Source organism: Xenorhabdus hominickii, assembly GCF_002632725.1.
In the GTDB taxonomy this organism is placed as follows: Bacteria; Pseudomonadota; Gammaproteobacteria; order Enterobacterales; family Enterobacteriaceae; genus Xenorhabdus; species Xenorhabdus hominickii.
This window is the reverse complement of the sequence record NZ_NJAI01000005.1, coordinates 175,805-193,204: the sequence shown is the minus strand read 5'-3', so window position 1 is coordinate 193,204 and position 17,400 is coordinate 175,805. Positions and strand designations below refer to the sequence as shown.

Genomic DNA, 17,400 nt, shown 5'->3' with positions numbered 1-17,400 from the left:
TTTTGTCGGAAAGGCTGGTACACTTGTTATAAATTTTTTGAATAAAAAACGGACAAGTCACATGGCAGATCAATCGAAAGAAACCACTGATTTTGGTTTTCGCACCGTAGCCAAAGAAGAAAAAAAAGATATGGTCGCAGAGGTGTTTCATTCTGTAGCCTCAAAATATGACCTGATGAATGATTTGATGTCATTTGGTGTTCATCGTATCTGGAAGCGTTTTACTATTGAATCAAGTGGTGTCCGCCGTGGTCATAAGGTGCTTGATCTTGCCGGCGGAACTGGTGATCTGACGGCTAAGTTCTCACGTATTGTGGGAGAAAAAGGTCAGGTAGTCCTAGCGGATATCAATGATTCGATGCTGAAAGTCGGACGTGAAAAATTACGTGATATCGGCATCGTAGGTAATGTCAGTTATGTTCAGGCTAATGCTGAAGAACTGCCTTTCCCTGACAACCATTTTGACTGCATCACTATTTCTTTCGGTTTACGTAATGTCACGGATAAAGAAAAAGCGCTGCGTTCCATGTGTCGGGTGCTTAAGCCGGGGGGACGCTTATTGGTGCTGGAATTCTCTAAACCTGTATTGGCTCCATTGAGCAAGGTTTATGATGCTTATTCATTCCATATTTTACCTCGAATTGGGCAGATGGTTGTTAAGGATGCGGAGAGTTACCGTTACCTAACCGAATCTATCCGTATGCACCCTGATCAGGAAACCTTAAAAGGTATGATGGAAGAAGCTGGCTTTGACCAAGTTTCTTATACCAATATGACCGGGGGGATCGTTGCACTGCATAAAGGGTTCAAATTCTGAAATGGAAACACCCTCATCAAGCCATAACGTGAATTCTGTAGTGTTAAATTCTACGGAATTGAATTACACAGAATTGAATTACAAGGTGCTGTTTCCAGTAATAACTGCTTTTCTGGAAACAACGCTTAATCACCTTTTGTATCGTGAAGCGATGTTGAAGCCAGCCCGTTTAAGGCTAGCGGGAAAAATACTGTCCATTAAATTAAAAGAAATAGAAACACCGCTGGTACTGATATTCAGTGAAAAGCAAGTTGATGTTTTGAGTCAATGGTCAGAACCTGCGGACTGCTCAATGAAAACGACAATACCCGCATTACTCAAATTACGGGATCGTCAGTGTCTTTCAACGTTGATTAACAGCGGTGAAATTGTCATTGAGGGGGATATGCAGGTTATTCAGCAATGGTCAGCCTTGTTGGATATGTTGGAGTGGGATCTTGCTCATTACCTTTCCCCTTATCTCGGTGATATTGTGGCAGAAGGTGTTAGTCAAGTGATGAAGAAAGGCATTAAATTTGCCAGCAATACTATTGCAAAAAAGAAAACTTACTTCATCGAATCATTGACGGAAGAGTGGAGAATGACTCCCAGCGCGCTGGAAGTAGCTCACTTCAGCGAAGAAGTCGATGTTGTTGCCAATGAAATGGCTCAAATGGAAAAACGGTTGGCGGCGCTGGAGGAGAAACATGACACCTAGTGAAATCAAAAGACTTTATTTTATCATCAGAGTCTTTCTTTCCTATGGATTAGATGAATTGATCCCTAATATTCGTCTGACATGGCCGTTGCGTTTTGGGCGTTATTTTCTCTTTTGGATACGCAATCGACACAAAGATAAACCACTTGGTGAACGTCTGCGTTTGGCGCTGCAAGAACTTGGGCCTGTTTGGATTAAATTTGGCCAGATGCTCTCTACCCGTCGCGATTTGTTTCCTACAGCGGTTGCTGATCAACTTTCAATGCTGCAAGATCGGGTTGTTTCTTTTGATGGTGCCGTGGCGCGGAAATCGATTGAAACCGCATTGGAGGGACCACTGGAAACATGGTTTGAGAATTTTGATCCACAGCCACTGGCTTCAGCATCCATTGCTCAGGTACATACCGCCCGTCTGAAAGAGAATGGTAAAGCCGTTGTCCTGAAGGTGATCCGTCCTGATATTCTGCCTGTTATCAAAGCTGATATACGCTTAATGTATCGTTTAGCGAATTTCGTGCCTTTGTTACCTGATGGTCGTCGTCTTCGTCCACGTGAGGTTGTGCGCGAATACGAGAAGACATTACTTGATGAACTAAATTTGTTGCGTGAAGCCGCAAATGCGATTCAATTGCGCCGGAATTTTGAAGATAGTTCGATCCTTTATGTACCAGAAGTTTATTCCGATTATTGTCGGGAGGACGTATTGGTTATGGAGCGCATTTATGGAATTCCTGTGTCTGACGTGGCAGCTTTGGAAGCTCAGAATACCAATATGAAACTGTTGGCTGAGCGTGGTGTTCAGGTATTCTTCACTCAAGTATTCCGTGACAGTTTTTTCCATGCGGACATGCATCCCGGCAATATCTTTGTGAGTCATGAAAAGCCGGAAGATCCAACCTATATTGGTATCGATTACGGTATTGTTGGCTCATTGAATAAAGACGATAAACGCTATTTGGCTGAAAATTTTATTGCTTTTTTCAACCGCGATTACCGCCGAGTCGCTGAGTTGCATGTTGACTCTGGTTGGATTCCTGCCGATACCAATGTGGAAGATTTTGAGTTTGCTATTCGTACCGTTTGTGAACCGATTTTTGAAAAGCCACTAGCAGAAATTTCCTTTGGGCATGTTCTGTTGAATCTTTTCAATACAGCTCGTCGTTTTAATATGGCTGTTCAACCTCAGTTGGTTCTGTTGCAAAAGACGTTACTGTACGTCGAAGGTTTAGGGCGTCAACTTTATCCTCAACTTGACTTATGGAAAACAGCAAAACCGTTTCTGGAAGATTGGTTGCATGATCAGGTTGGGCTACCAGCGATTGTACGAGCCTTTAAAGAAAAGGCCCCTTATTGGGCGGAGAAATTGCCGGAACTGCCTGAATTGGTGTATGGCACACTTCAACAGCACCGTCGTTTACAGGCCAGCATTGATCAGATATCGCAGCAGTTCAAAAACCAGCAGATCAGACAGCGTAAGTCACTCTACTTATTGGGAGTGGGGGCAACATTGTTTATCTGTGGCTGTTTACTTCTCGTCATAGAGCAGAAACATTTATCATGGGGAATGATGGGCGCCGGAATTGTATCGTGGGTATTGGGTTGGTGTAACTTAAGCAAGTGTCAGTGATGATTAAAAGTCAATAAAGATTAAATGTAAATAAGAATTGCTTTATTGAATTGTTTGGCGTAATTGCTATATTTTCGGACATAAAGTTCGTAGTTTATAATGGAATCATTAGTCATATTCCGGTGAATCATTCCGATAAATAGAGGTAGATCAGTATGGGTGGTATAAGTATTTGGCAATTGCTCATTATTGCTGTCATTGTTGTACTGCTGTTTGGTACGAATAAGCTTCGTACTTTGGGTTCAGATTTGGGAGCATCTATCAAAGGCTTCAAAAAGGCAATGAATGATGAAGAGAAACCGGAGCAGGCTGAAAAAACAAGCCATGATGCCGATTTCGAAACCAAAAGTCTCGCTGAAAAGTCGACGGTTGTACAGTCTGAAAAATCTGAGAGCAAAAATAAAGAGTAGGTATAAACCGTGTTTGACATTGGTTTTAGTGAGTTGCTGCTGGTGATGGTCATTGGTTTGGTCGTTTTGGGGCCAGAACGTTTACCTATTGCAGTTAAAACAGTGGTCGGATGGATACGGGTATTACGTGCAATGGCGGCTAATGTCCAGAATGAACTCTCTCAGGAATTGAAATTGAAAGAGTTACAGGACAGCCTGAAAAAAATGGAAGAAAAAGTCGATATGCAATCACTGTCTCCAGAGTTGAAAGCATCCATGGAAGTGTTAAGAGAGACGGCAGAATCGCTGAAAAATACGTATCAGCTTAAACCCGATGAAATGAGGGAGCTTGAGGAGGATGAAACACATTTTCATTCTTTTGAACCTAAGTCGGAGCTGAAGCACTCAATCTCAGAACAGTCGATCTCAGAGCAATCGAGCGCTGAGCAAATTATTTCAGAATCATCGATGTCAAAACCAGAACAGCAGAAAAAGAAATCCGCTGAACAAGTAAATGGCGAACACTAGAATATGTCTGTGGATGAAACTCAACCCCTTATCAGTCACCTGATTGAGCTACGTAGGCGGATTTTAAATAGCTTAATTACCGTGTTGGTGGTTTTTTTTGCATTGGTTTATTTTTCCAATGATATTTACCGACTTATTGCTGCACCTTTAATGGAACAATTGCCAAAAGGCGCAAATATGATTGCAACAGATGTTGCATCACCTTTCTTTACCCCTATCAAACTGACCATAATGGTGTCTATTTTTGCTTCGGTACCGATGATCCTCTACCAAGTATGGGCATTTATTGCTCCGGCACTGTATAAGCACGAACGTCGTTTGATCGCGCCTTTATTGTTTTCCAGCAGTGTGTTGTTTTATTTGGGAATGGCATTTGCATATTTTGTGGTCTTTCCCCTCGCATTTGGTTTTTTTGTCAATACGGTGCCAGAAGGGGTTGTGATCTCGACAGATATCAGCAATTACCTGAGTTTTGTGATGGCGTTATTTATGGCTTTTGGTGTTTCATTTGAAGTGCCCATTGCCATTATCTTGCTGTGTTGGAGTGGTGCGGTAACGCCTGAATCGCTGAAAAGAAAACGCCCTTATATTTTGGTCGGTGCATTCGTGGTTGGCATGCTGTTAACGCCACCTGATGTTTTCTCACAAACGTTGTTAGCTATTCCCATGTATTTGTTATTTGAATTGGGGATTTTGCTTTCTCAGTTCTATGTTGGTAAATCGGGCAAGCGTAAATCAGCCAATTCAGAAAATGAATCAGATGGTGATGTGGGTGATGATCTTAAAAAATAACGTGATCTCAACTATTCATGATTATCGCTAACTGATTGATGGTGTTAACATCATTAGCATGAAGCGATGACTATTAACCCAGCGCAGAGCCGCTGGGTTTTATATTAGGAGAGCAGTATGAGCTATGTATTTCCGGGCAGTTTTCCCGGTCGTCGTATGCGCCGTGTGCGCCGTCATGATTTTTCTCGCCGCTTATTTGCCGAAAATCAACTGACTGTCAATGACTTGATCTACCCCGTATTTGTGATGGAAGGTACAAATCAGCGTCAGGAAGTCCCTTCTATGCCAGGAGTGTATCGTCTGACAATCGATCTTTTGCTGAAAGAAGCTGAAGAGATTGCCCGACTGGGTATTCCTGTTTTGTCCCTGTTTCCGGTTATTGAGGCGGATAAAAAATCATTAGATGCAAAAGAAGCCTATAACCCAGATGGTTTAATTCAGCGCACTATTCATGCTCTGAAAGGTGCTGTGCCTGAGTTGGGTCTTTTGACCGATGTTGCACTCGATCCATTCACAACACATGGGCAAGATGGTGTCATTGATCAGGATGGCTATGTTATCAATGACGTTACCAAAGAGATTCTGGTCAAACAGGCATTATCTCATGCTGAAGCAGGGGCTGAAATTGTCGCACCAAGCGATATGATGGATGGCCGCATCGGTGCTATTCGTGATCAGCTTGAGGCTGATGGGCATGTAAATACTCAAATTATGGCTTATTCCGCTAAATATGCCTCTTGTTACTATGGGCCATTCAGGGATGCAATTGGTTCCAGCAGTAATTTGCAAGGTGGCAATAAAATGACCTATCAGATGGATCCGGCTAACAGTGATGAAGCATTGCAGGAAATTGCACAGGATTTACAGGAAGGTGCAGATAGCGTCATGGTGAAACCTGGTATGCCATATTTGGATGTGATCCGTCGGGTGAAAGATACCTTTGGTGTACCTACTTTTGCTTATCAAGTTTCTGGTGAATATGCGATGCATATGGCAGCAATTCAGAATGGCTGGTTGAAAGAACAACCTGCGATTATGGAATCACTACTGTGTTTCAAACGGGCGGGTGCTGATGGTATTCTGACTTATTTTGCCAAACGTGCAGCTCAATGGATGCACGAACAAAAGTACTGATTGTCTACATAAAGATCGACGATAGTAGAATAAATAATGAAAACGGGCAATAGGCCCGTTTTCATTATTAGGCTTTGATAAATTGTGTATTATCCAAAATTTTGGGAACTTCTTTATTAAGAATATTTAGTAGGAGAACAGAGCGAGTTTCTCCATTTGGTTCGTTATAAATAGCTTTGATTCCTTCGAAAATTCCCTCAGTAATCAGCACAGTATCACCAGAAATTGGGGTTTCAGGTGCGATAAACTCCTGTTCAGTGACGGACATCAATTCATCAATTAATGTCTGTGGGACAATGGCAGGATAAGTACTAAACCGAATAAAATTATTTACACCACGAGTTGAGCTAACTGTAGTGGTGTGAATGATCTCAGGATCAAAGCGTACGAAAAGATAATTGGGAAACAATGGTTCAGTAACGGTGGCTCGCCTCCCCCGAATGATTTTTTCAATTTTGGCTGTAGGTGCCAGACAAATCACATCTTGCCTCTCTAAATTTTCTATCGCCCGAGAGATTTGCCCGCGTTTACAGTAAAGAAGATACCAATTTCCCATAATATTTCGCCTCCATTGCCTAGGATCTTTAGCATAACAAAACCAGTGCTTAGGGGTCATCAATAAAGCTAAAAGTAATTTAAGGTGTAAACCCTATTTTTTATCTCGTAAAGCTTATTTTCAGTAAAGGTCTACGTGCTACCTTATGATAGACAATTTATCGAAAAATTATGAATATTATGAGAGAGTCATTTTATTCTTACAGAGGAAATAGTTGAGTGGGTATCATTCGGGCGTATCTAAGTAATCCAACCCACAAGATTGAACTAAACTCATTGCTTTTTAGTAAGTTATGAGTTTACCTTGTAACCCTCATGGGAGGGCTTATAATATCCCTCCCTCCTTGAAAATCGGCACAAATGAACAATATGAAATACCGCGATCTCAGAGACTTTCTTTCCTTGTTGGAACAATCAGGTGAATTAAAACGAATCCGTGTGGAAGTTGACCCTTATTTGGAAATGACTGAAATTGCGGATCGTACTCTTCGTGCTGGTGGGCCTGCTTTATTATTCGAAAATCCAAAGGGATATTCGATGCCCGTGTTATGTAACTTGTTTGGTACACCTAAGCGGGTTGCTATGGGAATGGGGCAGGATGATGTGAAGGCATTGCATGAAGTTGGCAAGTTATTAGCGTTTCTCAAAGAACCAGAACCACCAAAAGGGTTTCGTGATCTGGTTGGTAAGCTGCCTAAATTCAAACAGGTGCTGAATATGCCAACTAAACGCCTTAATTCCGCTCCTTGTCAAGAGCTAATTTGGGCTGGTGATGAGGTGGATCTTACTCGTATTCCTGTTATGCATTGTTGGCCGGAAGATGCCGCACCATTGATTACATGGGGTTTGACGGTAACTAAAGGGCCTAATAAAGAACGCCAGAATCTGGGCATTTACCGTCAACAAGTATTGAGTAAAAACAAACTTATTATGCGTTGGTTATCCCATCGTGGTGGTGCGCTCGATTTTCAGGAGTGGTGCCAGGCTCATCCGGGAGAGCGTTTCCCTGTGTCTGTTGCGCTGGGCGCTGATCCGGCCACAATATTAGGGGCTGTTACCCCAGTTCCTGATACTTTGTCTGAGTATGCCTTTGCCGGATTATTGCGCGGGCATAAAACGGAAGTTGTTAAGTGTATATCCAATGATCTGGAAGTGCCTGCAAGTGCTGAAATCATTCTTGAAGGTTATATTGAACCCGGTGAAATAGCTCCTGAAGGGCCGTACGGTGATCATACAGGTTATTATAATGAAGTAGATATGTTCCCGGTTTTTACAATAACTCATATTACCCAGCGTAGTGATGCTATCTACCATTCAACTTACACAGGGCGTCCGCCAGATGAACCTGCCGTGTTAGGTGTTGCGTTGAATGAAGTTCTGGTGCCAATATTGCAAAAACAATTTCCTGAAATTGTAGATTTTTACCTGCCACCAGAAGGCTGCTCTTATCGACTTGCTGTTGTTACGATGAAAAAGCAATATGCAGGTCATGCCAAACGGGTCATGATGGGGGTCTGGTCATATCTAAGGCAGTTTATGTACACAAAATTTGTTATTGTTTGTGACGATGATATCAATGCTCGCGATTGGAATGATGTCATCTGGGCGATAACAACGCGAATGGATCCGCAGCGAGATACTGTCTTAATGGAAAATACACCAATCGATTATCTCGACTTTGCATCTCCAGTTTCTGGGTTAGGCTCAAAAATGGGATTAGATGCAACGAATAAATGGCCAGGAGAGACACAAAGGGAGTGGGGGCGTCCGATAGTGATGAGTGATGAGGTTCGGGCCCGTGTCGATGAAATTTGGGATCAATTAGATATTTTGAAGCGATAAGAGGGAACGCATGACAACACTAAGCTGTAAAGTAACATCGGTTGACTCCATTACAGATACAGTTTATCGGGTTCGTTTATTACCTGATTCGCCTTTTTCTTTCCGTGCAGGGCAATATTTGATGGTGATTATGGATGAAAGAGATAAGCGTCCTTTTTCTATGGCATCGCCTCCATCAGAAAAACAGATAATTGAGCTGCATATTGGGGCTTCCGAACTAAATCTGTATGCAATGGCAGTGATGGATAGAGTATTGGATCAAAAAGTCATTGATATTGATATTCCACACGGTCAAGCATGGTTTCGTGAGGACAGTGAAAATCCTATTTTATTGATTGCTGGGGGAACGGGGTTCTCTTATACCCGCTCAATCTTACTAGCTGCATTGGAAAAAAATCCTAATCGTGAAATCTCAATTTATTGGGGAGGACGTGAGCTGCAACATCTCTATGACTTGGGGGAATTACAGGCATTGAGTGAGTGCTATCCCAATTTGACAGTTGTTCCTGTGGTTGAACAAGTTGATGAACACTGGCGGGGCAGAACAGGCACCGTTTTGAGTGCTGTTTTGGAAGATTTCGGCAGTTTGGCAGATCATGACATCTATATTGCTGGTCGCTTTGAAATGGCTAAAATTGCCCGTGAGCGGTTTTCTAGTGAGCGAGATGCATCTATTGACCGCATGTATGGAGATGCGTTTGAGTTTATCTGAATCATTTATTTGAAAAAAAATAGAGCAATAAAAATAAAGCAATAATAATAAAAAAACCCGCCCCTGACAGGCGGGAAACTACGGCAACAACTTATTCGTGTGATGCAATAGATAAGACAGACAAGGGAAAAGTGTTAAGAAACTTCAATCGTCAGATATACCCTTTATCTTGCAAGTTATCTCTTTGGCTGTGTTCATTCACCCCAGTCACATAATTAACTATGCTCCTGGGGATTCCTTCACTTGTCACTTTGATGTAACTCGAAATCTATTGGGCAGTACACTCAGGTAATTCAACAACTAAACTCTTTCAATAATTGTGGCAATGCCCTGACCCAACCCAATACACATAGTTGCCAACCCAAACTGTACATCTTTGCGTTCCATTAGATTCAGCAAGGTAGTTGTAATACGCGTTCCAGAACAACCTAATGGGTGTCCGAGAGCAATTGCACCACCGTTCAGGTTGATTCGGTCATCCATGCTATCCAGCAGATTCAATCCCTTCATACAGGCCAAGGATTGTGCAGCGAATGCTTCGTTTAATTCCATTAGGCCAATATCGGTAAGGCTTAAACCTGCTTTTTTCAATGCTATCTGTGTTGCTGGTACAGGGCCATAGCCCATGATAGAAGGATCACAGCCAACAACTGCCATTGAACGGATGCGAGCACGAGGCTTCAGTCCTAACTCTTTGGCTTTGCTTTCACTCATGATCAGCATCGCAGAGGCGCCATCGGAAAGAGCTGAGGAATTACCTGCTGTAACACTTCCGGTCACAGGATCAAAGACAGGGCGCAGAGCAGCCAGATCTTTCAGGCTAGTATCAGGACGGATGACCTCATCAAAATCGACGAATTTCATGTTTCCGTCAGCGTCATGCCCATACATAGGGACGATTTCGCTGGCAAAAGCCTTTGATTCAGTTGCTTGCGCTGCACGTTGATGAGAACGTAGTGCGAATTCATCTTGCATTTCACGGCTGATATTGTGCATTTTTGCCAGCATTTCAGCCGTCAGACCCATAACTCCGGCTGCTTTTGCAACGTTACGGCTTAATTTAGAATGAAAATCGACACCGTGTGTCATGGGAACGTGACCCATATGCTCAACACCGCCGACCATCGCAATATTGGCATCGCCAGTCATGATCATGCGGGCACCATCATGCAATGACTGCATTGAAGAACCACACAGACGGTTAACGGTTACAGCGGGAACTGAATGGGGAATACCTGCCAGTAATGCAGAATTACGTGCAATGTTGAATCCCTGTTCCAATGTTTGTTGCACACAGCCCCAAGAGATATCGTCGATATGCTCAGGTTGTACGGAAGGATTGCGTTGGAGTATCGATTTCATCAGATGTGCGGAGAGATCTTCGGCACGGGTCTGACGGAATACACCACCCTTTGAGCGCCCCATTGGGGTACGGATACCATCAATAATAACTACGTTTTCCATGTTTTCAGACCTCACGCTTTTTCACCTGGATTAACAGCAAGTTCTGCTGGGGCAGGATAATAACTTTCATTGCTTTCGGATTTTGCTTTCAGGCCCGCGGGTATATGATAAAGCTCGCCTAAATGCGCATAACCTTCGGCTATCTTCACGTAGGCTGCGGTTCCCATGGTATCCAAATAACGGAAAACACCACCGTGGAATGGAGGGAAGCCCAAACCATAAACCAGAGCCATATCTGCTTCTGCGGGGCTAGCAATGATACCTTCTTCCAAACAGCGAACGACTTCGTTAATCATTGGGATCATGGTACGAGCAATGATTTCTTCACCAGAGAAAGTATGTTTCGGTTTGCTGATATCTGCCAGCAACTGATCGACAGTTTCATCTTGCTCTTTTTTCGGTTTGCCTTTTTTATCTTGAGCATACTTATAGAAGCCAATGCCATTTTTCTGGCCATAACGCTCATTTTCGAATAATACATCAATGGCATCTCGATAATCACGGCTCATACGTTCAGGGAAACCTTGTGCCATGACAGTCTGCGCATGGTGAGCGGTATCAATGCCGACAACATCAATGAGATAAGCAGGACCCATAGGCCAGCCAAATTCTTTCTCCATAATCTTGTCGATTTGCCGGAAATCGCCACCATCACGCAGTAACATGCCGAAACCAGCCAGATACGGGAACAGAACTCGGTTTACGAAGAAACCAGGGCAGTCATTGACAACAATCGGTGTTTTACCCATTTTACTGGCATAAGCCACAACGGTTGAAATGGTCTGATCCGATGTTTTTTCTCCACGAATAATTTCAACCAGTGGCATACGATGTACTGGATTGAAGAAATGCATACCGCAGAAATTTTCTGGGCGTTTTAGCGACTTGGCTAAGTAATTGATTGGTATCGTGGAGGTATTAGACGCCAGAATGCAATCATTGTTGATGTGTGATTCTGTTTCTGCCAGAACGGTAGCTTTAATTTTGGGATTTTCTACTACGGCTTCAACAATAATCTGTGACTGCTCAATACCTGCATAATTGAGGGTGGGTTGAATAGATGAGAGGATCTTCGCCATCTTCATGGCGTCTAGTTGCCCACGTTCATATTGTCTATTCAGCAACTTGGAGGCTTCATTGATACCTAAGTCCAGTGCTTTTTGATTGATATCTTTCATCAGTACAGGAACGCCCTTGCGTGCTGATTGATAAGCGATACCGCCACCCATGATACCTGCGCCCAATACAGTAGCATGTTCAGGCGTTTTAACAGCTTGTTGGTGTTTTTTCGCGAGTCCTTTGACATATTGGTCATTAAGGAAAATACCGACTAAAGCACGTGCAACATTGGTATGTGCTAGTGTAACAAAACTGGCGGACTCCAATTTCAGCGCTTCATCACGACCCAGTGTTGCCGCCTTTTCAATGGTTTTTACGGCAGTGATTGGCGCGGGATAATGAGGGCCTGCGACTTTCATGACCATGCCTTTTGCCACGGTAAAGCTCATGGTACGTTCGATTTCATTGAGATTCAGTGGCATCAATTTAGGCTGACGGGCGGTTTTCCAATCCAAATCGCCTTTAATGGCTTGCTCCAGAATTGAAACGGCAGAATCAACCAATTTCTCGGTAGCTACTACGGCATCGATCAGACCATTTTTCAGTGCTTCTTCCGCTTTAATATCCTTGCCTGCGGAAATAATTTCGAGCGCATTATCCGTACCAATTAAGCGTGGCAAACGAACGGAACCACCAAATCCCGGCATAATGCCTAACTTAGTTTCGGGTAATCCGATGCGAAGATCGGGGGATGCGACACGAAAATCAGTTGAAAGCACGACTTCACAACCACCGCCAAGGGCATAACCATTGATAGCAGAGACGGTAGGAACAGGAAGGTCTTCAATGCGGTTAAGAATATTATTAGCAAGATCCAGCAGTTCGTGAAGTTTTTCTGCGGGTGCGTTGAATAATGATAAAAATTCAGTGATGTCTGCACCAACAATAAAGGCTTGTTTTTCAGAACGTAATAACAGCCCTTTTAGTTCAGTTTGTTGCTCAAGAGCAGCAACGGCTTTATCCAGTGAAGCAACGGTTTTTGTATCTAATTTATTAATTGCAGCCGGCGCATTGAAGATCAGTTCTGCAATGCCATCTTTCAGCCATTTTACTTGAATAGTGTCACTTAGGTAGAGCATGTCATTCTCCTCAATGAGTGCATACCATCTGGTATGACCAGATAAGGTTGATTGTGATTAGTGTGTTAATTTAATGCAAACCAATGATTAATTTTTTGTAGGCCAGATCACAGGTAAAATTTATACCCATGCATTGTGTTTTTTTTTAATTTTTTGAAAAATATAAATATTATCATTTGGTTCTGGTTAGGAGATTTTTTATGTGGGAACTCAAAAAATAATGAATTATGGTAAGATTTAAGCTTCTGTCAGAAAAACAAAAGGCTAATTAAGATGGAAAAGTTGGCATCTCTGTATCACGAACATATTAAAACGTTGCAAAAACGTGCTTGTGAAATATTGGCACGAACACGGCTTGACGCTCTGCTTATTCATTCTGGTGAAGCATTGCGCATTTTTCTTGATGATCGCAATTACCCTTTCAAGGCTGATGCGCACTTTAAGGCTTGGGTTCCCGTGACCAAAGTGCCGAATTGCTGGCTATGGGTTGATGGTGTCAATAAACCTAAACTTTGGTTTTATTCTCCAGTAGATTATTGGCATAGCGTAGAGTCTCTGCCCAATAGCTACTGGACTGAAGAAGTGGAAATGATCCATTTGTCAAAAGCTGATGATATCAATGTGCAATTGAATGGATTATCGAAGCCAAATACAGCCTATATTGGGGAACAAACTGAGCGTGCCAAATCGTTGGGAATTCTTGAGCACAATATCAATCCCAAAGCTGTCTTGGATTATTTTGGTTACCACCGTTCTTATAAAACAGATTACGAACTGGCGTGTATGCGCGAAGCTCAGAAAACTGCGGTTAATGGACACTTGGCCGCTCATGATGCATTTTTGTCTGGCGTGAGCGAATTCGAAATCAATATGTTTTATTTGATGGCAACGGGACACCGTGATACCGATGTTCCTTATGATAATATTGTTGCCTTGAATGAAAATACGGCTATTTTGCACTACACCAAATTACAGCAGACCACCCCCTCTGAAATTCGCAGTTTTTTGATTGATGCTGGTGCAGAATATAATGGCTATGCTGCGGATATCACCAGAACCTATGCTGCAAAATCCAATAACGATTTTGCCTCCTTGATTAAGGATCTGAACGAAGAACAGAAGGCGATTATCAGCACAATTAAAACAGGTATACAATATACCGACTACCATATCGATATGCATTACCGCATAGCTACTTTGCTGATAAAACATAATATTATTCATGGTATTAGTGAGGAAGGTATGGTTGAAAAAGGGCTGACAACACCATTTTTCCCTCATGGGCTGGGCCATCCGCTTGGTTTGCAAGTTCATGATTCAGCAGGATTTATGCAAGATGATAGCGGTACTCATTTGCCAGCCCCTGATATGTACCCTTATTTACGTTGTACCCGTATCTTGGAGCCTAGAATGGTTTTGACCATTGAGCCAGGGCTCTATTTCATTGAAAGCTTATTGTCACAGTGGCGAGAAAGCGAACACCGCCAGCATTTTGACTGGAAAAAGATCGAACTGCTGAAACCTTATGGTGGTATTCGTATTGAAGATAACATCGTTATACACGATGGAAAAATTGAAAATATGACCAGAGATTTACAATTGTCATAATGAAGCCTTATTTGATCCCTGCGGCTTCAGTCAGTTTTACTGATGAAATAAAAAAGAGCCGTTTCATTACCCTGCTGGAACATACCAGCGGGGTAGATGAAGCGAAGTTATTTATCCAAGGTATCAAGGAGCAATATCCTGATGCCCGGCATCACTGTTGGGCTTTTGTAGCTGGAGCGCCGGATGATTCTCAACAATTGGGGTTTTCTGATGATGGTGAACCGACGGGAACTGCCGGTAAGCCTATGATAGCCCAACTAATAGGTAGTGGCTTGGGTGAAGTTACTGTAGTATCCGTTCGTTATTTTGGTGGCATAAAACTTGGCACAGGTGGATTGGTTAAAGCCTATGGCAATGGTGTGCAACAAGCGCTGAAGCTATTGGAAACTGAATATAAGGTGCCGCAGAAATTGTACCAATTACAGTGTGAATACTCGCATATTTCGATGGTGGAACAATTACTACAGCAATTTTCGGGGCAAGTGCTTGCCAGTGAATATGTTGAAAACGTGACTCTGCAAGTTTCGCTACCCGCTACCCTTGTGGAGGAAATCGGTGATAAATTACGGGATTTAAGTCGCGGTGCTTTGTTTTTAACACCAAAATCATGATTATTTCATCATATCGGATTTCTAAGGAACTAGCCGAATGCATTTTCGCGCCATAACCCGTATTGTTGGGCTGCTTGTCATTCTTTTCTCTGTCACAATGATTATCCCGGGCTTGGTGGCATTGATTTATCGCGATGGCGCAGGCAAAGCATTCAGCCAGACATTTATTTTTGCTCTTGTGATTGGCTTATTCTTGTGGGTGCCCAATCGGGAGCAAAAGCATGAACTTAGACCGAAAGAAGGTTTTTTGATTGTTGTTCTATTTTGGACAGTATTGGGTAGTGTTGGTGCTCTTCCTTTTATTTTTTCAGAAAGGCCTAATCTTTCGGTTACAGATGCTTTTTTTGAGTCATTCTCCGCTTTAACAACAACAGGAGCAACGACTCTTGTTGGTTTGGATTTTCTTCCCAAAGCCATCCTTTTTTACCGACAAATGTTGCAATGGCTGGGAGGTATGGGGATCATCGTTCTCGCTGTGGCGATCTTGCCCTTATTGGGGGTTGGGGGAATGCAGCTTTATCGAGCTGAGATGCCGGGGCCATTGAAAGATAATAAGATGCGTCCCCGTATTGCCGAGACAGCAAAAACGCTCTGGCTGATTTATGTTTTGCTGACCATTGCCTGTGCGGTAGCACTATGGGCTGCGGGTATGTCGGTATTCGATGCAATTTCCCATAGCTTTTCTACCATCGCGATTGGTGGATTTTCCACTCATGATGCTAGCATTGGTTTTTTCAACAGCCCGGCCATTAACGCCATTATTGCTATTTTCTTACTCATTTCCGGCTGTAATTTTGGCCTGCATTTTGCCGTTCTTTCTGGTCGAAGCTTGAAAGTATATTGGCGTGACCCAGAATTTCGCATGTTCATTACCATTCAGTTGGCATTATTGGTGATTTGCCTGTTGATATTGTGGCAGCATTCGGTTTATGAATCAGAATGGGAAGCGCTTAATCACGCTTTTTTCCAAGTTGTCTCTATGGCGACTACTGCGGGATTTACGACTGATAACTTTGCCAACTGGCCTCTGTTCTTGCCTTTCCTTTTACTATGTTCTGCCTTTATTGGAGGATGTGCTGGCTCGACGGGAGGTGGTTTAAAAGTTATTCGTATTCTGTTGTTATTTTTGCAGGGGTCCCGTGAGCTAAAACGCCTAGTGCATCCGAATGCGGTATACACCATCAAATTAGGACGACGGGCATTACCAGAACGAATTATTGAAGCCGTGTGGGGATTCTTTTCTGCTTATGCACTGGTCTTTGCCATTGGTATGTTGTTATTGATTGCAACAGGCGTTGATGAGTTTTCCGCTTTTTCTGCCATTGCTGCAACGCTGAATAATTTAGGGCCGGGGTTGGGGACGGTTGCTGAGAATTTCACGACCATGAATCCAACAGCTAAATGGATATTGGTCGTCACTATGTTATTTGGACGTTTGGAAGTGTTCACGCTATTAGTCCTGTTCACACCGACTTTTTGGCGTGAATAATTACTGACACCCCATAGATTTCAAGTTGCAGTACAACCCAAAAAGCTGCAACTTGAAAGATAAAGGGTATATGTGGCTCGCTGTTTAATAAGGGCGTATCTATGAGTTACTTGCTGCTCTATTCTACTCAGGATGGACAGACCAAAAAAATTATTACTCGTATTGCAGAGAATCTTCGTCGTGCAGGTGTTGAATGTGACTTAAGAGATCTTGCTACCGTTAAACAGGTGAATTTGATGCCTTATCATAAAGTAATGGTTGGGGCATCAATACGCTATGGTCATTTCAATTCTGCACTGTATAAGTTTGCCATCCATCACCAGAAACAATTGAAGCAAATGCCGACGGCATTCTTTGGTGTCAATTTGACAGCCAGAAAACCGGAAAAAAGAACACCAGAAACGAATGCCTATATACGTAAGTTCTTAATGAAGAGTCCGTGGCAGCCCGATTTATGTGATGTATTTGCGGGGGCGCTACTTTATCCCCGCTATCGTTGGTGTGATCGCATCATGATTCAATTCATTATGCGCATGACTGGCGGAGAAACGGATACGACAAAAGAAATTGAATATACCGATTGGGAGCAGGTAGATCGTTTTTCTGAGACATTCTTGCAAATATCGTGTGATAAAAAACCAGAAAAATAGCTATTTTGCTTGTTTTTACATCGTGTTGGAGAAAAAAAATACGAACAGAAAAGAATTTAAAAAAAACTATTGCCAGGCGCCGAAAACTCCCTATAATGCGCCACCACTGACCGACGCTGAGCTGAGACATGCCGCAGACGCCAGTCGGAGACCGGCGAAAAATAAACGCTTGACTCCGGAGGCAAACAGCGTAAGATACGCAGCCTCGCAACACGGAGAACCTCTCCGGTTGCCCCGCTCTTTAACAATTTAATCAGACAATCTGTGTGGGCACTCGCAAGACCCTA

General features: G+C 42.9%; 16 protein-coding genes. 13 read left to right on the top strand and 3 right to left on the bottom strand.

The annotated features are described in order from the left end of the window. The first annotated feature begins 61 nt into the window (after positions 1 to 61). From ubiE to hemB, 7 genes are all read left to right on the top strand, one after another. The gene (gene ubiE, locus Xhom_RS15760) at positions 62 to 817 is read left to right on the top strand and encodes a bifunctional demethylmenaquinone methyltransferase/2-methoxy-6-polyprenyl-1,4-benzoquinol methylase UbiE (RefSeq protein ID WP_069318088.1); all 756 of its coding nucleotides are present in this window, start codon (positions 62 to 64) and stop codon (positions 815 to 817) included. Position 818: 1 nt separating this feature from the next. After that, positions 819 to 1,514 carry a ubiquinone biosynthesis protein UbiJ gene (ubiJ, locus tag Xhom_RS15755; RefSeq protein ID WP_084023259.1) on the top strand — a complete coding sequence of 232 codons (696 nt, stop codon included), beginning with the start codon at positions 819 to 821 and terminating at the stop codon, positions 1,512 to 1,514. Continuing rightward, positions 1,504 to 3,141, top strand: coding sequence for a ubiquinone biosynthesis regulatory protein kinase UbiB (gene ubiB / locus Xhom_RS15750; protein WP_069318089.1), 1,638 nt, complete (start codon positions 1,504 to 1,506; stop codon positions 3,139 to 3,141). Before ubiJ ends, ubiB begins: the two co-directional genes overlap by 11 nt. A gap of 155 nt (positions 3,142 to 3,296) precedes the next feature. Further along, a complete protein-coding gene (gene tatE / locus Xhom_RS15745) occupies positions 3,297 to 3,551 on the top strand; it encodes a twin-arginine translocase subunit TatE (protein WP_069318090.1) in 255 nt (84 codons plus the stop codon). A gap of 9 nt (positions 3,552 to 3,560) precedes the next feature. Then, positions 3,561 to 4,058, top strand: coding sequence for a Sec-independent protein translocase protein TatB (gene tatB / locus Xhom_RS15740; protein ID WP_069318091.1), 498 nt, complete (start codon positions 3,561 to 3,563; stop codon positions 4,056 to 4,058). A gap of 3 nt (positions 4,059 to 4,061) precedes the next feature. After that, complete coding sequence (gene tatC / locus Xhom_RS15735) at positions 4,062 to 4,850, top strand: Sec-independent protein translocase subunit TatC (RefSeq protein ID WP_069318092.1); 789 nt, start codon at positions 4,062 to 4,064, stop codon at positions 4,848 to 4,850. A 117-nt stretch (positions 4,851 to 4,967) separates the two neighbouring features. After that, positions 4,968 to 5,984 carry a porphobilinogen synthase gene (gene hemB / locus Xhom_RS15730; RefSeq protein ID WP_069318093.1) on the top strand — a complete coding sequence of 339 codons (1,017 nt, stop codon included), beginning with the start codon at positions 4,968 to 4,970 and terminating at the stop codon, positions 5,982 to 5,984. 67 nt (positions 5,985 to 6,051) lie between these two features. Here the strand turns inward: hemB and rfaH are convergent, their stop codons facing one another. Beyond that, the gene (gene rfaH / locus Xhom_RS15725) at positions 6,052 to 6,540 is read right to left on the bottom strand and encodes a transcription/translation regulatory transformer protein RfaH (protein ID WP_069318094.1); all 489 of its coding nucleotides are present in this window, start codon (positions 6,538 to 6,540) and stop codon (positions 6,052 to 6,054) included. 368 nt (positions 6,541 to 6,908) lie between these two features. Here rfaH and ubiD point away from each other — a divergent pair, with 368 nt between their 5' ends. After that, positions 6,909 to 8,381: a 4-hydroxy-3-polyprenylbenzoate decarboxylase gene (gene ubiD / locus Xhom_RS15720; RefSeq protein ID WP_069318571.1), complete on the top strand. Its 1,473-nt coding sequence runs from the start codon at positions 6,909 to 6,911 to the stop codon at positions 8,379 to 8,381. Positions 8,382 to 8,391: 10 nt separating this feature from the next. Then, entirely contained in the window at positions 8,392 to 9,093 is a 702-nt protein-coding gene (gene fre / locus Xhom_RS15715; protein WP_069318095.1) for an NAD(P)H-flavin reductase, read from the top strand. Between the two features lie 300 nt (positions 9,094 to 9,393). Here the strand turns inward: fre and fadA are convergent, their stop codons facing one another. Together fadA and fadB are read right to left on the bottom strand one after the other, a co-directional pair. Beyond that, a complete protein-coding gene (gene fadA / locus Xhom_RS15710; protein WP_069318572.1) occupies positions 9,394 to 10,557 on the bottom strand; it encodes an acetyl-CoA C-acyltransferase FadA in 1,164 nt (387 codons plus the stop codon). A gap of 11 nt (positions 10,558 to 10,568) precedes the next feature. Beyond that, positions 10,569 to 12,755 (bottom strand): fatty acid oxidation complex subunit alpha FadB, encoded by a 2,187-nt coding sequence (gene fadB / locus Xhom_RS15705; protein WP_069318096.1) that lies wholly within the window; start codon positions 12,753 to 12,755, stop codon positions 10,569 to 10,571. A 273-nt stretch (positions 12,756 to 13,028) separates the two neighbouring features. Here fadB and pepQ point away from each other — a divergent pair, with 273 nt between their 5' ends. The 4 genes from pepQ (at position 13,029) to hemG (ending at position 17,113) form a co-directional block, all read left to right on the top strand. Next, a complete protein-coding gene (gene pepQ, locus Xhom_RS15700; RefSeq protein ID WP_069318097.1) occupies positions 13,029 to 14,363 on the top strand; it encodes a Xaa-Pro dipeptidase in 1,335 nt (444 codons plus the stop codon). Beyond that, positions 14,363 to 14,974 (top strand): IMPACT family protein, encoded by a 612-nt coding sequence (locus tag Xhom_RS15695; protein ID WP_069318098.1) that lies wholly within the window; start codon positions 14,363 to 14,365, stop codon positions 14,972 to 14,974. Before pepQ ends, Xhom_RS15695 begins: the two co-directional genes overlap by 1 nt. A gap of 37 nt (positions 14,975 to 15,011) precedes the next feature. After that, entirely contained in the window at positions 15,012 to 16,463 is a 1,452-nt protein-coding gene (trkH, locus tag Xhom_RS15690; protein WP_069318099.1) for a Trk system potassium transporter TrkH, read from the top strand. Positions 16,464 to 16,564: 101 nt separating this feature from the next. Beyond that, entirely contained in the window at positions 16,565 to 17,113 is a 549-nt protein-coding gene (hemG, locus tag Xhom_RS15685; RefSeq protein WP_069318100.1) for a menaquinone-dependent protoporphyrinogen IX dehydrogenase, read from the top strand. The last annotated feature ends 287 nt before the right edge of the window (positions 17,114 to 17,400 follow it).

Bases quoted from the DNA above. Each gene is read 5' to 3' on its own strand.
- ubiE (WP_069318088.1), top strand. From the start codon at position 62: ATGGCAGATCAATCGAAAGAAACCACTGATTTTGGTTTTCGCACCGTA.
- ubiJ (WP_084023259.1), top strand. From the start codon at position 819: ATGGAAACACCCTCATCAAGCCATAACGTGAATTCTGTAGTGTTAAAT.
- ubiB (WP_069318089.1), top strand. From the start codon at position 1,504: ATGACACCTAGTGAAATCAAAAGACTTTATTTTATCATCAGAGTCTTT.
- tatE (WP_069318090.1), top strand. From the start codon at position 3,297: ATGGGTGGTATAAGTATTTGGCAATTGCTCATTATTGCTGTCATTGTT.
- tatC (WP_069318092.1), top strand. From the start codon at position 4,062: ATGTCTGTGGATGAAACTCAACCCCTTATCAGTCACCTGATTGAGCTA.
- hemB (WP_069318093.1), top strand. From the start codon at position 4,968: ATGAGCTATGTATTTCCGGGCAGTTTTCCCGGTCGTCGTATGCGCCGT.
- rfaH (WP_069318094.1), bottom strand. From the start codon at position 6,540: ATGGGAAATTGGTATCTTCTTTACTGTAAACGCGGGCAAATCTCTCGG.
- ubiD (WP_069318571.1), top strand. From the start codon at position 6,909: ATGAAATACCGCGATCTCAGAGACTTTCTTTCCTTGTTGGAACAATCA.
- fre (WP_069318095.1), top strand. From the start codon at position 8,392: ATGACAACACTAAGCTGTAAAGTAACATCGGTTGACTCCATTACAGAT.
- fadA (WP_069318572.1), bottom strand. From the start codon at position 10,557: ATGGAAAACGTAGTTATTATTGATGGTATCCGTACCCCAATGGGGCGC.
- fadB (WP_069318096.1), bottom strand. From the start codon at position 12,755: ATGCTCTACCTAAGTGACACTATTCAAGTAAAATGGCTGAAAGATGGC.
- pepQ (WP_069318097.1), top strand. From the start codon at position 13,029: ATGGAAAAGTTGGCATCTCTGTATCACGAACATATTAAAACGTTGCAA.
- Xhom_RS15695 (WP_069318098.1), top strand. From the start codon at position 14,363: ATGAAGCCTTATTTGATCCCTGCGGCTTCAGTCAGTTTTACTGATGAA.
- trkH (WP_069318099.1), top strand. From the start codon at position 15,012: ATGCATTTTCGCGCCATAACCCGTATTGTTGGGCTGCTTGTCATTCTT.
- hemG (WP_069318100.1), top strand. From the start codon at position 16,565: ATGAGTTACTTGCTGCTCTATTCTACTCAGGATGGACAGACCAAAAAA.